This is a genomic window from Marinobacter sp. LA51 (genome assembly GCF_030297175.1).
Taxonomy (GTDB): Bacteria; Pseudomonadota; Gammaproteobacteria; order Pseudomonadales; family Oleiphilaceae; genus Marinobacter; species Marinobacter apostichopi.
Window position 1 is genome coordinate 509,583 of record NZ_AP028070.1, and the last position, 18,107, is coordinate 527,689.

The window sequence follows — 18,107 nt, forward strand, 5'->3', positions numbered from 1 at the left end:
TGTACGCCAAGGTTACCTTGTGACGGCAAAAATGTCCCGCGATCGGTGTTGTGGCTTCCCGAGGGAAGACCTTAGCCCGGTTGGTGTTCCTGCAGCCACTGGCGCACGCTGCTGGCGTGTCGACGGCTCACTGGCAGTTCGCCCTGGCCGTCGCGCAGCGCGACCACGCTCTGGCCATCGGCGGTGCGTCGTAAAGCCTGGATGAAGCGCACGCCAACCAGGGTGTGGCGGTGAATGCGCAGCAAGTGATGGGGGTAGCTGCCTTCGAGTTCCTTGAGGGTGAAATCGCACACGGTTTCACCCGCGGCGTGGTGTAGGGTCACGTACTTCTGGTCGGCCTCGCAGTACAGGATATCGGCAAGGTCAATCAATTCGGTGCCCCGGTAGGTGCGCACCGCGAGCTGTTCATCGTTGGCAGTGCTTTGCTCCGTCAGTGTCTGCCGCTGCACCCGGTTGACCCGGCCAACCCGCCCCAGAGCATCGGCCAGGGCTTCCTTGCGCACCGGTTTGAGCAGGTAGGCGGTGGCCTGAACGCCGAAGGCCTGGATCGCATAGTGGTCGTAAGCGGTGCAGAAGATCAGTGCGGGCGGGTTGGTGAGTTGTTCCAGTCGGGCCGCTGCCTCCATGCCATCCATGCCGGGCATCCGGATATCCAGCAACAGGATGTCCGGTTCCAGAGTCGCCATCTGACGCAGGGCCGCATCGCCGTCCGCGGCCTCGCCGCACACCGTGTACTCGGGAAGTGCACTGACCAGCCGGCGCAACCGTTCCCGTGCCAGCGGTTCGTCGTCGGCGATCAGGATTCTGCGGGGGCTTGAAGGGCTGCTGGGCATGGCGGGTAATCAGCTCCTCTGGTCTGTGGCTGGCTGGGAGTTCGCGCTCTGGCGCGGGAGTCTCAGGGTGACCGTGTAAATGTTGTTGTGGTGACTCTGTTTGAGCACCGCCGGAGCGCCAAAAAGCGCCTGCAGGCGCAGCCGGATGTTGGCCAGGGCCATCCGGTTGCCCTCGTGCTGGCGATCGTTCTGATCCGGTATCGGGTTCTGAACCATCAAGTATACAAAATCCCCGCGGGACTGCGCCTCAATGCGCACGATGCCACCGTCGGGCCGGGGCTGGATGCCGTGGTAAATGGCGTTTTCCACCAGCGGCTGCAGTGACAGGGGCGGAATGGCCTGGGCCTCAAGCCCCGGTTCGATGGCCCACTCCAGGGTCAGGCGGTCGCCCAGACGCAGGGCTTCAATGGCCAGATAACGCTGGCACAGGTCCAGCTCCTGGTTCAGGGGAATGAGTTGGTCGACGGTGCGCAGGCTGGCCCGGAACAGCTCCGACAGGTCCAGAACGGCTTCTTCAGCCTGGTCCGGATTGACCGCGATCAGGCTGGCGATGGTGTTCATACTGTTGAACAGAAAGTGAGGCTGAATCCGGGCCTGAAGCGCAGTCAGGTGAGACTGCATTTCGGCTTCCCGCTGCTGTTGCCACTGATGCTGCAGGTAAAAATAACGCAGCACCATCAGTACGATCAGCAGGGCGAGCAGTAGTTTCTTGGCGATACCCTGCCAAACCGCGACCCCGGCCTGGGGGTGCAGGACGCTGTCGGCAAACAGGCTGAACGCGAACACGTCCAACAGCACAATGGTGACAATACTGAGAGTGGCCTTGGTCACCGTCAGCCGTGCCAGCCATTGCCGCAGCAGGCAGATTAGCGCGGCACTGGTCAGGGTGGTCCACTGCACGAAGAGTGACAGCAGGCCAAAGTAGTTCCAGTCGATCCAGCCGGCCTCGGCCTGGACGATTGCCAGCACCAGCACCAGCAGTTCGCTGGTGATCAGCAGCATGAACACTGCCCGCACCCGGCACAGGTCTGGTACAAAGAATTCGCTGACGTCTACCGCTTTGTCACCGTTCAGGGGTGGCTCCTTTACATCGGCCAGAATGCTATACTCCCGCCACACTAATGTACCCAATTCCCGGCCGATGATGCCGGGCTGTCAGCAGGAAAGATAGACCATGACGGATCAGAACAAACCTGACCAGGCCACAACGTCTGAAAAACCCTGGGGCGGACGCTTCAGCGAGCCGACCGACGCCTTCGTCGAGCGCTTCACCGCATCCGTGGGCTTTGATCAGCGCCTGTATCACCATGACATCACCGGTTCCATCGCCCACGCCACCATGCTGGCCGCGGTGGGCGTGCTGACTGAAGAAGAACGCGACACCATCATTGAAGGCCTGAAGGCGGTCAAGGCCGACATCGAAGCCGGCACGTTCCAGTGGTCCGTGAGCCTGGAAGACGTTCACATGAACATTGAGGCGCGGCTGACCGACCGCATCGGCATCACCGGCAAGAAGTTGCACACCGGTCGCAGTCGTAACGACCAGGTCGCTACCGATATCCGCCTGTACCTGCGCGACGAGATCGATGTCATCACCGAAGAGCTGCATCGCCTGCAGCTGGGGTTGCTGGATCTGGCCGAGCGCGAGGCGGAGACCATCATGCCCGGTTTCACCCACTTGCAAACCGCCCAGCCGGTCACCTTTGGCCACCATCTGTTGGCCTGGTACGAGATGCTGGTACGCGATGCAGAGCGTTTGCAGGATTGTCGCAAGCGGGTCAATGTCATGCCCCTTGGCGCTGCTGCCCTGGCCGGCACCACCTATCCCATCGATCGCAACATGACGGCGCAGCTGCTGGGCTTTGATCGCCCGAGCGAGAACTCGCTGGATTCGGTCAGTGACCGGGATTTTGCGATCGAATTCTGCAGCTTCTCCGCGCTGCTGATGACCCACCTGTCGCGCTTCAGCGAGGAACTGGTGCTGTGGACCTCGGCCCAGTTTGATTTTATCGATCTGCCAGACCGGTTCTGTACCGGTTCGTCGATCATGCCCCAGAAGAAGAATCCGGATGTACCGGAGCTGGTGCGCGGCAAAACCGGCCGGGTTAATGGTCACCTGATCAGCCTGCTGACCCTGATGAAAAGCCAGCCGTTGGCCTACAACAAGGACAACCAGGAAGACAAGGAGCCACTGTTTGACACCGTCGACACCATCAAGGGCTGCCTGAAGGCCTACGCCGACATGGTCCCGGCGATTCGTGCCAAGGCCGACAACATGCGTGTGGCGGCCAAGCATGGTTTCTCCACCGCCACCGATCTGGCCGACTACCTGGTCAAAAAGGGCGTGGCCTTTCGCGATGCCCATGAGATTGTTGGTAAGTCGGTTGCCTTTGGCGTGGCGGAGGGCCGTGACTTGTCGGACATGACCCTGGACGAACTGAAACAGTTCTCGGACGTGATCGGTGAGGATGTATTCGACGTGCTGACCCTGGAAGGCTCGGTCCAGGCCCGGGATCACCTGGGTGGCACAGCGCCGAATCAGGTGCGGGCCGCCGTCGGTCGAGCGCGCAAGCTGCTGGGCTGAGTCCGGCCAGGTGACCAGGGCGCGCGGTTTAACCGCCGATGCGCCCGGTGGTCAGATCAACCGCGGCGGGCGTCAGTTCTGCCAGCGGTTGCGGCCGGGCTAAACGGAAGCCCTGGCCGTAATGAATCCCCAGGGTTCGTACCTTCCTGAGCGTATCGTCGTTTTCGATAAACGTCGCCACCGTCTGTTTGCCCGCTACCTCGGCAATCCTGTGCAGGGCTTCCGCCATAACCTGCTGCACAGGATCCTCGTCCAGATTTTCCATGACCCGACGATCCAGCTTGATGATGTCGACCGGCAGGTTGGCCGCCAGGCTGTAGCTTTCCACCGATGCGCCGGCTCCGTCCAGCGCCACCCGGCAGCCAATCCGGTGCAGGGCATCACACAGTACTGCCACTACTTCCGGGTATTGGGTGGCGTGGGCTTCGCGGATTTCCAGGCAGAAACAGTGCGCCGGGAATGGCGACTGCCGCAGCTGCGTTTCCATGAAGTCGGCAAAGGTGTCGTCCAGTACACTGGTCAGTGACAGGTTAAAGCCACAGTATTTAATTCGTGGTTCCAGTAACGGCTGCCTGTTGAGCCAGGCCAGGGTTTCACCGATGACCCGGCGGTCCAGCCGTTTGGCCAGGTCGAAACGCTCGGCAATGGGCAGAAACTGGTCCGGCATCAGTGGCTCGGAGTTGTTATCGTCGCTGGGTATCCGGCTCAGGATCTCGATGTGATCGCCCCAAGTGACGCTGGCCACCGGCCGGAGCGCCTGGTACATCAGGATCAGGTTGTTGTCGTCCAGCGCCCGGCGAATCAAATCCAGCTGTTGGTTCGCCGTGGTGTCGTCGGCCTGGCAGGACATTGCCCGGGCCGTGTGCACCCGGTTGCGCCCGGAGGTTTTGGCCGTGTGGCACAGGTTGGCGGCCTGCTTCAGCAAGTGCTCGGGATCGCTGGGAGCATCGGTCTCCATCACCAGCAAGCCGCCGGAGGCCGTGGTCTGCAGGGCCTGACCCTGCCATTCGAAGACAAACTCACCAATCAGCGCCAGGATGTCCTCGGCAATTGTCCGGGCCCGGGGTTCTGGGCAGTTTTCGATCAGCAGGGCAAAGGTGTCACCGGACAGTCGGGCCAGGGCATCCCGTTGCCGCACCCGGATGCCGAGGGTGCCCGCCAGCTCCCGCAGGTAGCGATCACAGGTGCCGCTGCCGGCTCGGTCATTGAAGTCTTCAAAGCCATCGAGGTCGAGATAGAGCAGACTGTCGCAAGAGTCGCGGTGGGTTTTCTGTTCCAGTGTGCGTAGCAACCGGGCGATGAAGGCACGCCGGTTCATCAGCCCGGTGACTGGATCGTGGCGGATACGGTAATCGCTGCTGGCGCTGTGCTGGATGCGTTGGCTGATGTCCTTGGCAACCTGTACCGCGCCGGTCACTTCGCCCTGGCTGTTGGTTAACCGTTGATAGTGAAATTCGTAAACCGGCAGTTCCCGGTTTTGCTGGGCCAAGGGCATCTCCACGACGAAGCTGTCCCGGTCGAAGGCTCGCTGCCACAACCGGTCAATCAGCCGGCGTTCGTTGGGGTGCTTGGCCAGCAGTTGCCTGAGGTTGTCACCGGTGCTTGGGGACACGCCGAAGACACTGGCAAATTGAAGTTGAAACGGGGCATTGCAATGCAGCAGGTTGAGCTCCCGGTCTACCGCCGCCACCAGGTCCGGGGTGGCCAGTGTGGTGGCCTCGAGGATCTGTTCGGCGTTCTGGCGGGCCTGATTCTGTTCCATTACCGGGGTCAGATCCACCAGGCTACCGCCCACTCGCCGGATTTGCTGACCGTCTTTCAGGGCTCGCCCGTACAGACGCACCCGGCGGGAACGCTGGCGGGCGGTGAGCAGAGTCAGCTCCAGGGTGAACGGCTTACCAGTCCGGAGGCAGCGGCGATACAAGGCCCGAATGCGGCTTTGGCCAGTCTGGCAGTAAAACAGTGCCTGCTCCGGGGTGATGTCTGAGTCAGGCCGCAGTTCCAGCAGCCGGAACACGCCTTCGGTCCAGGTCATCTCGTTAGTCCGGGCGTCCAATTGCCAGAGCCCGAAGGCGGCGTTGCCCTCGGCCTGTTTCAGCAGGCGCGGATCCATGTGTCGGCTGTCCTGCTGGTGAATGCTGGCGTTGGCGGCGGGATCGGAATCCTGCATGTCGAGGCGCAGGCTGAGGCAGGCGGTATAGAAAAAGCCATCCTTGTGACGGCAGGTCACCATCACCGTCTGTCCCCGTTCAAGCTGGTGGCGGTTGGCGGGTGCAAAGGGGTCGTCCTGGCGGGAGGCCAGCACCCGGTTTGCCGGGAAGCCTTCGAGGTCGCCGGCGTCGTAGCCCAGGACGGATTCGGCGTGACGGTCTGCGAACAGGACCTTGCCCTCGTCATCAATGCGCACCAGGGTGCTGCGCTCGGAACCGCTGGGCTGATCGGAACGGTAGCGACGAATAACAAATTCTTTCACGACGGGGGAGCCTCGGTCTTCTTTTTTTCATTCAGCGCGCTGGCCGCATGCCTGCCGGCATCGCTTTTATTTTTTTGTCGGTTTTGCCACGATGCTCCATCATACTGATACTGACTTCGAAAAGAACCTCTCCCGGGAGCTGCCTTGACCGCCCACGTTGCCCCGATCGCCCTGAATTTTGACGAGGGTATTGATCGCAAAACCCTGCGTCGTTTGCGGGACCGGTTTCTTGCGGTCAATCAGCAGCGCTGGCAGCGGGCCCACTCGGCGCTGACCTATCGCCAGCAGATGGTGCTGGAAGTCCTGCCGCTGGTGTTTCACACCAATCATCCCGCCTTGCCCGGTTATCAGGACGCTGATTGCCCTTACGGGCTGAGCCACTATCAACCCTCACCCGCGACACTGGGCGCCGCCCGTCGTCTGGCACGCACGTTCAGCGTGCGCGACGAGGGCAAGCGCCGAGCGGACCTGGATGCCCTGTTCCTGATGGGCAGCCCCGGTACCCTTGGTCATTCTGTAGCCAGTGATCTGGATGTGTGGTTGTGCCATCGCAGCGATTTGTCGGAGCGGGGCATCCGCTGTCTCGAGCGCAAAGCTGACCGGCTGTCCGACTGGGCTGCCTCGCTTGGGGTTGAGCTGCATGTCTTCGTATTCTGTGCCGACGATTGGCGGGCCGGGCGTCAGCGAGCCGAGGTGACCGGCGAGAATTGCGGAAGTGCCCAGCATTACCTGCTGCTCGATGAATTCTACCGCACCAGTATTCATCTCGGCGGCCGTTACCCTATGTGGTGGCTGGTGCCTGCCGATCAGGAAGACCGCTATGACGAGTGCATGCGCCAGCTGGTGGACTGCCGGTTCATTCGGGGCGATGAGTTCATTGATTTTGGTCCGGTGTCGGCGATTCCCGAGGAGGAGTTTCTGGGGGCCGGGGTCTGGCAGCTGTACAAGGGCATTGATTCGCCCTGGAAATCGATTCTCAAGTTGTTGCTGATCGAATGCTACGCCCAGACTGCGGATCAGCCGCTGCTGTCCAGCGTGTTCAAGCGCGCGGTGTACCTGGGGAAGACCGATGCCGATGGACTGGATCCCTATGTTTTGCTGTACAACCGGCTGGAGGCCTGGCTGTCCGTGCCGGAGGCCGGCGCCAGGCTTGATTTGGTGCGGCGGAGCCTGTACCTGAAGGCCGGGCTACCACTGACCCGCGCCGACCTGGCACCGGAGCAATGGCGTGCTCGCCTGCTGGCGCAACTGGTAGAGCGCTGGCAATGGCCCGAGCCGGTGCTGACCGAGCTGGATAACCGCCAGCGCTGGCGGGCGGAAGATGTCACCCGGTTGCGCCGGGTGATTGTCGCGGAGCTTACTCACAGCTACCGGCTGTTATCGAAAATGGCCCGGGACCACGGAACCCGCGCCGCCATCAGTGCCAACGACATCAACCTACTGGGGCGAAAGCTGTACGCGGCTTTTCAGCGCAAAGCCGGCAAGGTAGAGCAGATCAATCCGGGCCTGGCGCCAACCCTGGTGGAGGAGAACCTGGCGTTCCATCACCAATCGGAGCAGGGCGGCGATGGTAATGGTTGGCTGTTGTACCGGGATCTGGAAGATCCGGCAGACGCTTTCTGGCAGCCGGTGATTCGACGGTCCGGTAATCTCACCGAGTTGATGTTGTGGTGTTACTGCAATGGCCTGTTGTCCCGTACCACCCGGTTGAACGTGCGTGCCGGCCACAGTGTGGCGTCGGTCAGCGAGCTGCGGGAAATGCTGGATGCCCTGGCCAGTTTCCTGCCGTTCCCCGTTGAACCAGCCAACCGGGAGGCCCTGTCCCGAGGGGTGCACCCATTACGACACCTGCTGCTGGTAAATGTCGCCGTTGATCCCCAGGCCCATCTGACCGAGAAAGGCCTGCACAAACTCAGCGCCCGACACGACTCCCTGGGCTTCAGTGGTGGCCGGGAGAACCTGGTAGTGACCATCGATCAGGCCACCTTCAATAGCTGGCACGAGGTAAGCCTGCAGCACTACGCGGCGGGCGACACCCTGATCCAGTGCCTGAAAAACGTGTTGGCGTCGGTGGCCGGAAATCCGGCCGATCTGCCCGGCATTCAGGTTCACAGCCATAATCGCGGCCACGGAGCCGCCGTCGCCCGACGGGTTCAGGAACTGTTCGGAGATGTCTTGCGACAGTTCTTTGCTGGCGGTGTCGGGCCGCACCCCTTGCGCTACGTCATCGAAATGGACCGGCGCTATTTTCTGCTGCAGTTCAGCGGCCAGGAGCCGGGTTTTGTCGCCCTCGACAGTTTCGCCGGCCTGATGGAACACCTGGCGTTACCCCAGGAGCAGTACCTGCCGGTAGTGTTTGATCGCTATGCGGGCATCGACGAACCCGCGCTCAGGGCGGTTTGCCAGGCCAGCGAGCCGGACAGCATCCAAGTTTTCTACTATGTGCGAGGCGATCAGGCGCGCCTGTGGGTTGTGGACGAGATGGGGTCCGTAACCAGCTGGCAACAGCCTGTCAGCAGTCGCCGCTATCTGCTGACGCCATTGCTGCGTTTTCTGGAAAACCTGCTGGAACGCAGACTCCTGCGCCAAGGCGATATGCCGATGGCGGGTGCCGGTATCCAGTGTCTGGAAGTGGTGCAGCGGGCGGGGAGCTGGCAGACCGAACTGCGGCCGGAGCACGATGCTGGCTTGGCCCTGCCTGGCCTGGAGGTCCAGGCGGTCGGAGTACAGGAGGGTGGCAGTCGGGTTCGTTTTGATCTGTTCTGTGGTGAACATGAATTCACCGTGCAGGAATACGGCGACCAGCTGATTCCTGCGGTGGCTCACTACATCCGGTCCCTGCGTCAAAATCAGGAGGGCTATCCGGTGTATCTGACCGACCTGCACCTGCCCAACGATCTTGATCCCCAAGTCTACCAGCGGGATATACAGACCAGTCAGTACCTCTACTATCGATCGATTCTCGAGCAATCCCTGAACCGGGCAATGAATAGCGGGCGCTAGTGTTCTCGCCGCACGGGCCGGGTCTCAGGTATACTTCCGCCAATATAAATACAGGGGTAGCAAGCATGCGCGCGGTACACATTCTGGTCACCGGTCTGATTCTGCTGACGGCACTGGCCGGCTGCGGTCAGAAGGGCCCGCTTTACCGGGAGGCTCCGGGTGAGTCGACAGCGGAAGCGAGCACGGCTCCGGCCGAAACCGGCAGCCGGGACGTCCGCGATGATGAGGATGCCGGCGACTGACCCAGTGCTCGGGTGCCCCGTTTAACGAATCAGGACAATCATGGATCACTTCAATTACCGCAACGGCGAGCTGTTCGCCGAGGACGTGCCGGTTGCAACCATTGCCGAGCGCTTTGGAACTCCGGCCTACGTGTATTCCCGGGCGACCCTGGAGCGCCATTACCGGGCCTATGACGATGCCCTCGAAGGCCGTCCGCACCTGGTGTGCTATGCAGTTAAGGCCAACAGTAACCTGGCGGTGCTGAACGTTCTGGCGCGCCTGGGCGCGGGCTTCGACATCGTGTCTGCCGGTGAGCTGGAGCGAGTGCTGCGGGCCGGCGGTGATGCGAGCAAGGTTGTGTTCTCCGGCGTTGGTAAGCAGGAGTGGGAAATGAAGCGCGCGCTTGAGGTTGGCGTGCGCTGTTTCAATGTTGAATCGGACACCGAGCTTGATCGTCTGAATGCCGTCGCCGGTGAGCTGGGCGTGAAGGCGCCGATATCCCTGCGGGTGAATCCGGATGTGGATGCGGGTACTCACCCCTACATCTCTACCGGTCTGAAAGAGAACAAGTTCGGCATCGACATTGCAGAAGCGCCTGCGGTCTATGCCCGGGCCGCGACTTTGCCCAATCTCGACATCAAAGGCGTGGATTGTCACATCGGCTCCCAGCTGACCTCGGTCTCGCCGTTTCTGGACGCCCTCGACCGGGTGCTGGCCCTGATCGACACCCTGGTCGCGCAAGGTATTACCGTGCACCACCTGGACATCGGCGGTGGCCTGGGTGTGACCTACAATCAGGAGCAGCCTCCGCAGCCGTCAGACTATGTGACCGCGCTGGCAGCCCGGCTCGGCGATCGTGAGCTGGAGCTGGTGATGGAGCCAGGGCGTTCAATTGCCGCCAATGCCGGGATCCTGCTGACACGGGTGGAATTCCTGAAGTGCACCGAACACCGCAACTTCGGCATTATTGATGCTGCCATGAACGACCTGATCCGGCCGGCCCTGTACGATGCCTGGCAGGCCATCGTTCCGGTAAAGCCTCACTCCGAGGGTGACGAGAAGTTCTGGGATCTGGTGGGTCCGGTGTGCGAGACCGGTGACTTCCTGGGCAAGGACCGATCGCTCCGGCTTCAGGCTGGTGATCTGCTGGCGGTTCGTTCCGCTGGCGCCTACGGTTTCGTGATGAGCTCGAACTACAACAGCCGAAACCGACCACCCGAGCTGATGGTCGATGGTGATCAGGTGCACGTGGTTCGTCGCCGTGAAACCCTCGAAGACCAGCTTGCGCCTGAAAGCTGTCTGCCGGAATGAGTGGAGCGCCAGAGATGAGTCAGCAGCGACGGGGTCAGGGTGCGGCCGTGCGATTTACCAAAATGCACGGTCTGGGCAACGACTTCATGGTGGTTGATGCCATCAGTCAGCCATTTCGGCTGCGCCCGGAAGTGATTCGGGACCTGGCTGATCGCAATTTCGGCATCGGCTTCGACCAGTTGCTGGTGGTGGAGCCGCCGGGACTTCCCGATGTGGACTTCCGCTATCGGATCTTCAACGCCGACGGCTCCGAAGTCGAGCAATGTGGCAACGGGGCCCGCTGTTTTGCCCGTTTCGTCCGTGACCAGCGCCTGACCAACAAGCGGGTAATCCGGGTGCAGACCGCCAAGGGCGTGATCGAGTTGCGGGTGGGCAAAGATGGCCTGGTGATGGTCAATATGGGCGTGCCGGAACTGAATCCACCGGCTATTCCTTTTGCCGCCGATCGCAGGAAGGACGTGTACACCGTGGAAGTGGACGGCACCAGCGCGGAATTGAGTGCGGTCTCCATGGGTAATCCCCATGGCGTTCTGCTGGTCGATGATGTCGATACCGCGCCGGTGGAAACACTGGGGCCGCGCCTCGAAAACCACCCCCGCTTCCCCGCCCGTGCCAATATCGGTTTTCTTCAGATCATCGATCGCAACCATGCCCGTCTGCGAGTGTTTGAACGCGGTTCAGGCGAAACCCTGGCCTGTGGCAGTGGCGCCTGTGCTGCTGTCGTGGCAGGCTGCCTGCGCGGTCTACTGGATCATCGGGTCGAGGTAGAGCTGCGTGGTGGCCGCCTGGTGATCGAATGGCAGGGTGATGGGGCCCCTGTTATGATGGAAGGCCCCGCAACGAGCGTATTCGAGGGCCAACTGCGGCTGCCAGGCGACCATCAGGGGCGTCGCCGGAGAAACGGCAGATCCTCCCGATAATGGTCCGGACAGTCAGGAGAGCGTGATGACAGAACAAACGGCCCACCAGAAGGCCGAAGAGCTCACCCGGGAGCAGGTAGCAGATTACCTGCGTGAGAATCCGGAGTTTTTCGTGGATCAGGATGAGCTGCTGCGCAGCCTGACCCTCCCCCATGACAGCGGTCGAGCCATTTCACTGGTGGAACGGCAGGTGCACCTGTTCCGTGAACAGCGCGATACATTGCGCCGTGAACTGGTCGAGCTGGTGTCGATTGCCCGCCAGAATGACCGTCTGTTCGAAAAGAGCAAGCGCCTGCTGATGCAGGTCATTGAAGCCCGCACCCTGAACGATATGGCCTCGGCCATTGATGACAGCATCCGCGGAGATTTTGGCCTTGACGCTGCGTCGGTCCTGCTGTTTACCGACGCTGACGTAGCCGGCGCGTCCCAGGGTGCACTGCACGTGGTTCGTCCGGTTGAAGCCCGTGAACGCCTTGGCTCCCTGCTCGAAGGTGATCGCGCGGTCTGTGGCCAGTTCCGGGAGAGTGAACGAGCCTTCCTGTTTCCGGACCGGGAAGAGCCTATTGCCTCGGTGGCGCTGGTACCTCTGCGCAGCGACGAGCTGGTTGGGGTGTTTGCCGTGGGTAGCTGCCAGCCCGGCTATTTTGACCAGAGCATGGGCTCGCTGTTTCTGAGCTACATCAGTGATACCTTGAGCCGTCTGCTTCCCCCGATGGTTCAGCGCCATACCTCAGCAACCCCGGTCACCGAGATCGCAACGGAGTCCCGCTGAAGTGGCCGAGGTGCAGGGTGCTACGGAGCTGCCGGACAGCCTGTCAGCACCCCTGACCGATTTCATCGGTCATCTCGCCTCGGAAAAACGTCATTCCCCCCGAACCTGCGACAATTATCAGCGCGACCTGCTGCGGCTGGCACACTGGCTTAACGCCGGCCAGCAAAACCAGTGGCGGGATGTGTCCACCCACGACGTGCGTCGGTATGTGGCCACGCTCAGCCGTGACGGGCTCGGCGGTCGCAGTATTGCCCGCCACCTGTCCGCCATTCGCCGACTGTTCCAGTACCTGTTGCGGGAGCGTCTGGCGACCGACAATCCCGCTCTCGATATTCGTGCGCCCAAGAGCCCCCGGCGATTGCCCAAAGTGGCGGACGTGGATCAGCTCAATCACCTGCTGGATGCCGATGCCGAAGACCCGTTGGAAACTCGGGATCTGTGCATGTTCGAGCTGATGTACTCCTCGGGTTTGCGGTTGGCGGAGCTGGTGGGGCTAAACCTGACGTCCGTGGACCTGTCCGGTGGTGAAGTCCGGGTGGTGGGTAAGGGCGACAAGGAACGGGTGGTGCCAGTTGGCCGCAAGGCGCGCGCTGCCATCGAGACCTGGTTGCCGCTGAGGGCTGGCCTGGCTGCCGAATCCGAGCCGGCGCTGTTTGTCAGTCAGCGCGGCCACCGGCTCAGTCATCGCAGTGTCCAGTCCCGCCTGAATCGCTGGGGGCTGGCCAAGGGCGCGGATCAAAAACTGCACCCGCATCTGCTGCGTCACTCCTTTGCCAGCCACATGCTGGAATCCAGCGGAGATCTGCGTGCGGTGCAGGAGTTACTCGGTCATGCCGACATTGCCACCACACAGGTCTATACTCACCTTGATTTTCAACATCTGGCCCGGGTTTATGACCGGAGTCATCCCCGTGCGCACCGTCGAGGATCGGCGAGCGAATCGCGTGGGGATGGTCAAGCTGATGACTAGCTGACGATAGGGAAATACTGCAAGATCATGGGATTTGGGAAAGCACTACAGGAGCGTTTCATGGCATCGGATCAGTCCTGGAAGGAGAAATACCTGCAGGCGCTGGAGTCGTCAGACAGCCGCGAAGAGCAGTGGCAAACCGAGCGTAATACCCTTGAGCGGATGCTGGTCCGAACCAGTCTTGCTTCCGAGGGCCAGTCCCGGGAGCTGGATCTTCTGCTGGCGCGGGTACGCAAGGATCTTCGCAAGAAAACGGTGGATGTCGAGGCCTGGCGCGAACTGCAGGAGCAGATTGATCGGCAGGTTGCGTTGCTGGATGAGCACACAGAGGCGAAGCAGGCACAAGCATCGTCGGCTCCGTCGCGGGATTCCCTCAATAGCAATGCCGAAGTAGCACCGGTGGCGTCCATCCCGGGTGATGACCGGGATTTGGCGGATAACAGTGGGCGCCTGAGAATTGCCCAGCGAGTTGGACAACTGCTGGGGCAACTGTTGGATCAAGTGTCCCTGGATTCCGTGGCCGAAGCCCGTGCCCGGGAACTGCAGCGGGTCCTGCTTTCCAGTGACGACTGGAATGAGCTTCGCGAGGGGCTGAATTATGTTGCCGAGCTGGTGATTACGGCGGTGAACCGAAGCCGTGGCGAATTTGAAGCCTTCCTCAAACGTCTTGATGAGCGGCTGGCGCTGTTGCATGAGCATTTCGCGGAGCAATCTACGGCTCAGATGGATCGGCTGTCGGCGTCCGAGACCCTGGATCAGGAAATTCGCGAGGGCATGGCCCGCATTGGGGCTGATGTTCGCGACAGTGAAGACCTGACTCAGCTGAAAGCCTCCGTGAGCCGTCACCTGTCTTCCATTGGCGATGCCGTCGGCCGGTTCCGGGATAAGGAAACCGATCGTGAGAAGGTGATGTCGGACCAGCTAAGGGCAATGCAGGAAAAAATTGCTGTAATGGAGGCCAATTCCGAGCAACTGCAATCGGAGGTCCGGCGCGAGCGCGAGCGTGCCATGACCGATCTGCTGACCCAGCTGCCCAACCGCGAAGCCTGGCAGGAGCGGCTGTCGTTTGAGTTCAACCGTTGGCAGCGGTACCAGAACGAGCTGACCATCGGCCTGCTGGACATTGATCTGTTCAAGCGTATCAACGACGGCTACGGCCACAAGGCCGGAGACCGGGTGCTGCAACTGATTTCCCGGGAGCTGAAAGCCAGCCTTCGGACTACCGACTATGTCGCCCGCTATGGCGGTGAGGAATTTGTATTAATGTTCCCGGAGACGGGACCGGACGCGGCCCTGGTGGCGATGGAAAAGTTACGGCAGCGGATCAGCAAGTTGCCGTTTCACTTCAGTGGCGAACCAGTAAGCGTGACCTTTTCGGCGGGCCTGGCGGCGTTCAGGCGGGGAGACTCGGAAGAAGCCGTATTTGAACGTGCCGACCGGGCCCTCTATCTGGCCAAGGACTCCGGTCGGAATCGCATCAATATTGAAGACGAAGACGCCAGTCAGTGACGCATGCGAGCATCGAGTTCGTCGATAACTTCGGCCCAATCGCTGTCCTCTTCCAGACCTTCTTCCAGGAAGTGTGACTGACTCTCAGACCAGAAGGGCGCATCCTGCAGCGCAATCTCCCCGGGCAACGGCGAGTATTTGGTCACGAAGTCCTCAATGCTCTTTTCATCAGCCGCCAGGCCGAGTTGTTCGAAAAGGGTATTGAGCGTGTGCTTGCTGGTGTCCATGGGTTGGTTTCTCCTGATCGGCGTTTGCCAGAATGAAATCACAGTCGTTTGCAGGTATTGTTCCCTGAAATGTAGCGGAACCCCTAAGGATATCCAGTGAAGGCGATCCCACCCTTCTTACTATGCTGCCTTCTCGTGCTGTTTCAATCCCCATTGCGTGCCGACCCGCCCCAGCCGTCGCCAGCGCCGATCCTGGGCAATGAACAGCTGACCTGGCTTGGCGAGCAGGACAGTTTTCGGATTGGCGTACACATCGGCCAGGTTCCGCTGATCTTCGATACCGGCGATGGCACCCTTGCCGGTACCTACATCGATTACCTGGCCCGGCTCTCGGGTAAGCTGGACGTGCCCATTGAGCCGGTAACCCTGGGCCAGGACAGCGAAGCGCCCGGGCCGGTCACCGACGCAATTCTGACAACCCGCCTGCCCGACGCCCAGGTGACCCCGGGCAAGCGTTACAGCGAACCCCTGATGAGCCTGACGTACGGTCTGTTTGTCAGTGCCGGCGACGTTGCCATTCGCAGCCTCTCGGATCTTGAAGGTGGCCGCATAGCGATCATCGATGGCGACGTTAGCCAGTATCCGATGCTCGACCCGGTTGAGAGCTTCACCCCGGTTCCGGTCGACAGCATTGGTGATGCCGTCAGTCGCGTGTTGTCGGGGCAGGCCGATGCTTTTCTCGGACCCGTGCCGGTGGTATCGGATTACCTGCAGTCGGCGATGATTAGTGGTATCGGACTGGCGGCATTGCTGGAGGAGGCCCGGGTTGATGTGGTGTTGCAGGTGGACGTGGACGACGATCGTTTGTTTCACGTGCTGAACCAGGCGGTGGCGGCAATCAGCCACAACGAACACCGGGTTATCCGCCAGGCCTGGCTGCAGGCCGATGTGCCGGCGCTGGAACGCAGTGGCCTCGAATTATCGGCTTCAGATCAGGAGTGGCTCAAGCGGCATCCCAATTTGCGAGTGGCCTTCCGATCGGACTGGCCGCCGTTCGAGTATGCCCAGGATGACCGGCCAACCGGTCTGGTGCCGGATCTGGTGACTCGTCTGGAGACCGAGCTGAATGCCAGGTTCAATCGTTCGGTGGTGTCGGATCGTGGCGTCGCCGAGCGGCAGTTGCAAGCCGGCGATATCGATATTCTGCCGGGGCTGTCTCGAACCCCGCGCACCGAAAGTGAGTACTTGTTTACCCGCGCCTACCTGACTGTGCCCATTGCCCTGGCCATTCGGGACGACGGCCGCTTTATTGGTGAATTGCGCGAACTGCGCGATGAGCGTGTGGGGGTGGTCAATCGTCACGCGGCCCATGATTACCTGCTGATCAACCACCCGAACCTCGATATCTATCCGGTGGAAACGGTTGAGGAAGGCTTGCTGGCGTTGTCCAACGGCGATCTGGAGGTGATGGTTACCCACATTCCGGCGGTCAGTTACACCGTGGCCCGGCTCGGACTGTCGAATCTGCGAATCACCAGCATCACGCCCTACGAGTACGACCTGCGGCTGGCGGTCAGCAAGGACAACCCCGAGTTGCACCGGATTCTGAATCAGGCACTGAACAGCCTCGACGCGTCGGAAACGGAGGCCATCTACAACCGCTGGATCCACCTCGATATCGAGCAGGAGACTGACTACACGGTGGTGCGACGGGTGGTGCTGATAGCCGTGCTGGTGGTGCTGATCTTCCTGTACTGGAACCGCAAGCTGTCCCGGGAAGTGGATGAGCGGATTCGTTCCGAGAATGCCCTGCGGCGTAGCGAAGATGAATTGCGGGCGGCCAAGCTGGAAGCCGAGCGCCTGGCCCGGGAAGCGGAAACCGCGAGTCTGGCCAAGAGTGAGTTCCTGGCCAATATGTCCCACGAGATCCGGACTCCGATGAATGCTGTCATTGGCTACAGCGACCTGCTCAACAATACCGTTACCGATCCCCAGCAGCGAACCTATCTGGAAGCAATCCGGGCGGGCAGTCGAAGCCTGTTGATGCTGATCAACGACATTCTCGATCTGTCCCGAATCGAGGCCGGCAAGCTGCGACTGGATTATTCGGCGGTTTCGATGCGCCGATTGTTGGGCGATGTGCGACACATCTTCGATTTGCGCGCCATGGAACAGGGTATTTCGTTGGAGGTCAGTGTCGATTCAAACATGCCGGCCGCGATGATGCTCGATGAAACCCGGTTGCGGCAGGTGCTGTTCAACCTGGTGGGTAATGCCATCAAGTTTACCCACGAGGGTGGGGTTACGGTACGGGCCACGGCGACGCGGCTGAAGTCCGAGAAAACCAGCGAGTCGGACGCCGGCGGCGGTGAGGTTCGTAAGTTCTACCGGCTGGTGGTTACGGTCCGGGATACCGGTATTGGGATTCCTGCGGATCAGCGCGACCGAATATTCGACGCCTTTGAACAGCAGGAAGGCCAGAATACCCGGCGTTATGGCGGTACCGGCCTGGGGCTGGCAATCAGCCGGAAACTGGCGCGCATGATGGGCGGTGAATTGGAGCTTGAGAGTGAGCCCGGTGAAGGCTCGGTGTTTACCGTGGTCCTGCCCAGGGTGGAGGCAACCGGGCAAGAAGCCGAAGACGAAGGCGAACCCAAGGAAGCCGAGCGCCTGCTGGCCCAGACCCTGAGTATTCAGGAGCGTGGCTGGCTGCGGGAACAGTTGGCCTCGGATTTCGGAGATGAGTGGCAAACCATTCGCGAAAGCGGGGATCCGGAGAAGATGAAAGATTTCGCCCGGCGGTTGATGGCATGGGGGCAGCGGTTCCGCTCGAAATCGGTGACCCATTACGGTGAGAAACTGCTGGCGGACGTGGAGGCGTTTAATCTGGACGCGGTGAACAGTGCTCTGGAATCGTTCCCGAAACTGCTTGGTCGCAAGCGATAGTCGGGGTGCCTTAGAGGCAGTCGAACTGGGAGCGGCGGTCGAAGGCAACCGCAACCATGTCGTAACCGGAATTGGAGAGCTGGCGAATCAGATCGAGGTCTTTCAGCAGGGTCATGCATACCTTGTGCACGCTGGCCTGAAGTTGCTCTACTGGGGGCTGCGCGGCTTCAAACCGGAAATCAACAATCAGGTATTTGCGTTCTACGGCCGCAGAGGCGGGGATGTCTTCACGCTCTACACTTTCGTAGCCAATGTACGTCGCCTGGTCCTGGGGAAAAACCTGGCTCATCAGGATATCGAGGTTCTCGCCATGGGCGGAGCCGGTGGCTGCTAGTAGGGTGACGAGCATGGCAGTGGCAAAAAAAGTGGTTCTCATGACGGGTGCTCCCCGTGGCAA

Annotated in this window: 14 protein-coding genes; 9 read left to right on the top strand and 5 right to left on the bottom strand. The window is 61.0% G+C overall.

Features of this window, described 5'->3' with window-relative positions:
• Nucleotides 1–71 precede the first annotated feature (71 nt).
• Entirely contained in the window at nucleotides 72–833 is a 762-nt protein-coding gene (locus QUE89_RS02275; RefSeq protein ID WP_286221679.1) for a LytR/AlgR family response regulator transcription factor, read from the bottom strand.
• Nucleotides 834–842: 9 nt separating this feature from the next.
• Complete coding sequence (locus QUE89_RS02280) at nucleotides 843–1,835, bottom strand: sensor histidine kinase (protein ID WP_286222806.1); 993 nt, start codon at nucleotides 1,833–1,835, stop codon at nucleotides 843–845.
• Nucleotides 1,836–2,007: 172 nt separating this feature from the next.
• On the opposite strand from QUE89_RS02280, the gene argH reads away from it, so the two are divergent.
• Complete coding sequence (gene argH, locus QUE89_RS02285) at nucleotides 2,008–3,417, top strand: argininosuccinate lyase (protein ID WP_286221680.1); 1,410 nt, start codon at nucleotides 2,008–2,010, stop codon at nucleotides 3,415–3,417.
• Nucleotides 3,418–3,445: 28 nt separating this feature from the next.
• On the opposite strand, the gene QUE89_RS02290 is transcribed toward argH, so the two are convergent.
• Nucleotides 3,446–5,890: an EAL domain-containing protein gene (locus tag QUE89_RS02290; protein ID WP_286221681.1), complete on the bottom strand. Its 2,445-nt coding sequence runs from the start codon at nucleotides 5,888–5,890 to the stop codon at nucleotides 3,446–3,448.
• 144 nt (nucleotides 5,891–6,034) lie between these two features.
• Here QUE89_RS02290 and QUE89_RS02295 point away from each other — a divergent pair, with 144 nt between their 5' ends.
• From QUE89_RS02295 to QUE89_RS02325, 7 genes are all read left to right on the top strand, one after another.
• The gene (locus QUE89_RS02295) at nucleotides 6,035–8,893 is read left to right on the top strand and encodes a class I adenylate cyclase (protein ID WP_286221682.1); all 2,859 of its coding nucleotides are present in this window, start codon (nucleotides 6,035–6,037) and stop codon (nucleotides 8,891–8,893) included.
• A 65-nt stretch (nucleotides 8,894–8,958) separates the two neighbouring features.
• The gene (gene lptM, locus QUE89_RS02300) at nucleotides 8,959–9,135 is read left to right on the top strand and encodes an LPS translocon maturation chaperone LptM (protein WP_203298795.1); all 177 of its coding nucleotides are present in this window, start codon (nucleotides 8,959–8,961) and stop codon (nucleotides 9,133–9,135) included.
• A gap of 40 nt (nucleotides 9,136–9,175) precedes the next feature.
• Nucleotides 9,176–10,426, top strand: a complete 1,251-nt coding sequence (gene lysA, locus QUE89_RS02305) for a diaminopimelate decarboxylase (RefSeq protein WP_286221683.1) — start codon at nucleotides 9,176–9,178, stop codon at nucleotides 10,424–10,426.
• 14 nt (nucleotides 10,427–10,440) lie between these two features.
• On the top strand, nucleotides 10,441–11,346 hold the full coding sequence (gene dapF / locus QUE89_RS02310; protein WP_286221684.1) for a diaminopimelate epimerase: 906 nt from the start codon (nucleotides 10,441–10,443) through the stop codon (nucleotides 11,344–11,346).
• 25 nt (nucleotides 11,347–11,371) lie between these two features.
• Nucleotides 11,372–12,118: a DUF484 family protein gene (locus tag QUE89_RS02315; RefSeq protein WP_286221685.1), complete on the top strand. Its 747-nt coding sequence runs from the start codon at nucleotides 11,372–11,374 to the stop codon at nucleotides 12,116–12,118.
• Nucleotide 12,119: 1 nt separating this feature from the next.
• The gene (gene xerC, locus QUE89_RS02320) at nucleotides 12,120–13,088 is read left to right on the top strand and encodes a tyrosine recombinase XerC (protein ID WP_434784087.1); all 969 of its coding nucleotides are present in this window, start codon (nucleotides 12,120–12,122) and stop codon (nucleotides 13,086–13,088) included.
• Between the two features lie 60 nt (nucleotides 13,089–13,148).
• Nucleotides 13,149–14,597, top strand: a complete 1,449-nt coding sequence (locus QUE89_RS02325) for a GGDEF domain-containing protein (protein WP_286221686.1) — start codon at nucleotides 13,149–13,151, stop codon at nucleotides 14,595–14,597.
• Here QUE89_RS02325 and QUE89_RS02330 read toward each other — a convergent pair.
• Nucleotides 14,591–14,824 carry a DUF2789 domain-containing protein gene (locus QUE89_RS02330; RefSeq protein ID WP_286221687.1) on the bottom strand — a complete coding sequence of 78 codons (234 nt, stop codon included), beginning with the start codon at nucleotides 14,822–14,824 and terminating at the stop codon, nucleotides 14,591–14,593. The genes QUE89_RS02325 and QUE89_RS02330 overlap by 7 nt on opposite strands.
• A gap of 96 nt (nucleotides 14,825–14,920) precedes the next feature.
• Here QUE89_RS02330 and QUE89_RS02335 point away from each other — a divergent pair, with 96 nt between their 5' ends.
• A complete protein-coding gene (locus QUE89_RS02335) occupies nucleotides 14,921–17,710 on the top strand; it encodes an ATP-binding protein (protein WP_434784088.1) in 2,790 nt (929 codons plus the stop codon).
• A gap of 10 nt (nucleotides 17,711–17,720) precedes the next feature.
• On the opposite strand, the gene QUE89_RS02340 is transcribed toward QUE89_RS02335, so the two are convergent.
• Entirely contained in the window at nucleotides 17,721–18,059 is a 339-nt protein-coding gene (locus QUE89_RS02340) for a hypothetical protein (protein WP_434784097.1), read from the bottom strand.
• Nucleotides 18,060–18,107 lie beyond the last annotated feature (48 nt).

What these genes read in the sequence shown, in the direction of transcription:
- QUE89_RS02325 (WP_286221686.1), top strand. Translation starts at nt 13,149, where the DNA reads ATGGCATCGGATCAGTCCTGGAAGGAGAAATACCTGCAGGCGCTGGAG.
- lptM (WP_203298795.1), top strand. Translation starts at nt 8,959, where the DNA reads ATGCGCGCGGTACACATTCTGGTCACCGGTCTGATTCTGCTGACGGCA.
- QUE89_RS02280 (WP_286222806.1), bottom strand. Translation starts at nt 1,835, where the DNA reads ATGCTGCTGATCACCAGCGAACTGCTGGTGCTGGTGCTGGCAATCGTC.
- argH (WP_286221680.1), top strand. Translation starts at nt 2,008, where the DNA reads ATGACGGATCAGAACAAACCTGACCAGGCCACAACGTCTGAAAAACCC.
- QUE89_RS02330 (WP_286221687.1), bottom strand. Translation starts at nt 14,824, where the DNA reads ATGGACACCAGCAAGCACACGCTCAATACCCTTTTCGAACAACTCGGC.
- dapF (WP_286221684.1), top strand. Translation starts at nt 10,441, where the DNA reads ATGAGTCAGCAGCGACGGGGTCAGGGTGCGGCCGTGCGATTTACCAAA.
- QUE89_RS02340 (WP_434784097.1), bottom strand. Translation starts at nt 18,059, where the DNA reads ATGCTCGTCACCCTACTAGCAGCCACCGGCTCCGCCCATGGCGAGAAC.
- QUE89_RS02275 (WP_286221679.1), bottom strand. Translation starts at nt 833, where the DNA reads ATGCCCAGCAGCCCTTCAAGCCCCCGCAGAATCCTGATCGCCGACGAC.
- lysA (WP_286221683.1), top strand. Translation starts at nt 9,176, where the DNA reads ATGGATCACTTCAATTACCGCAACGGCGAGCTGTTCGCCGAGGACGTG.
- QUE89_RS02315 (WP_286221685.1), top strand. Translation starts at nt 11,372, where the DNA reads ATGACAGAACAAACGGCCCACCAGAAGGCCGAAGAGCTCACCCGGGAG.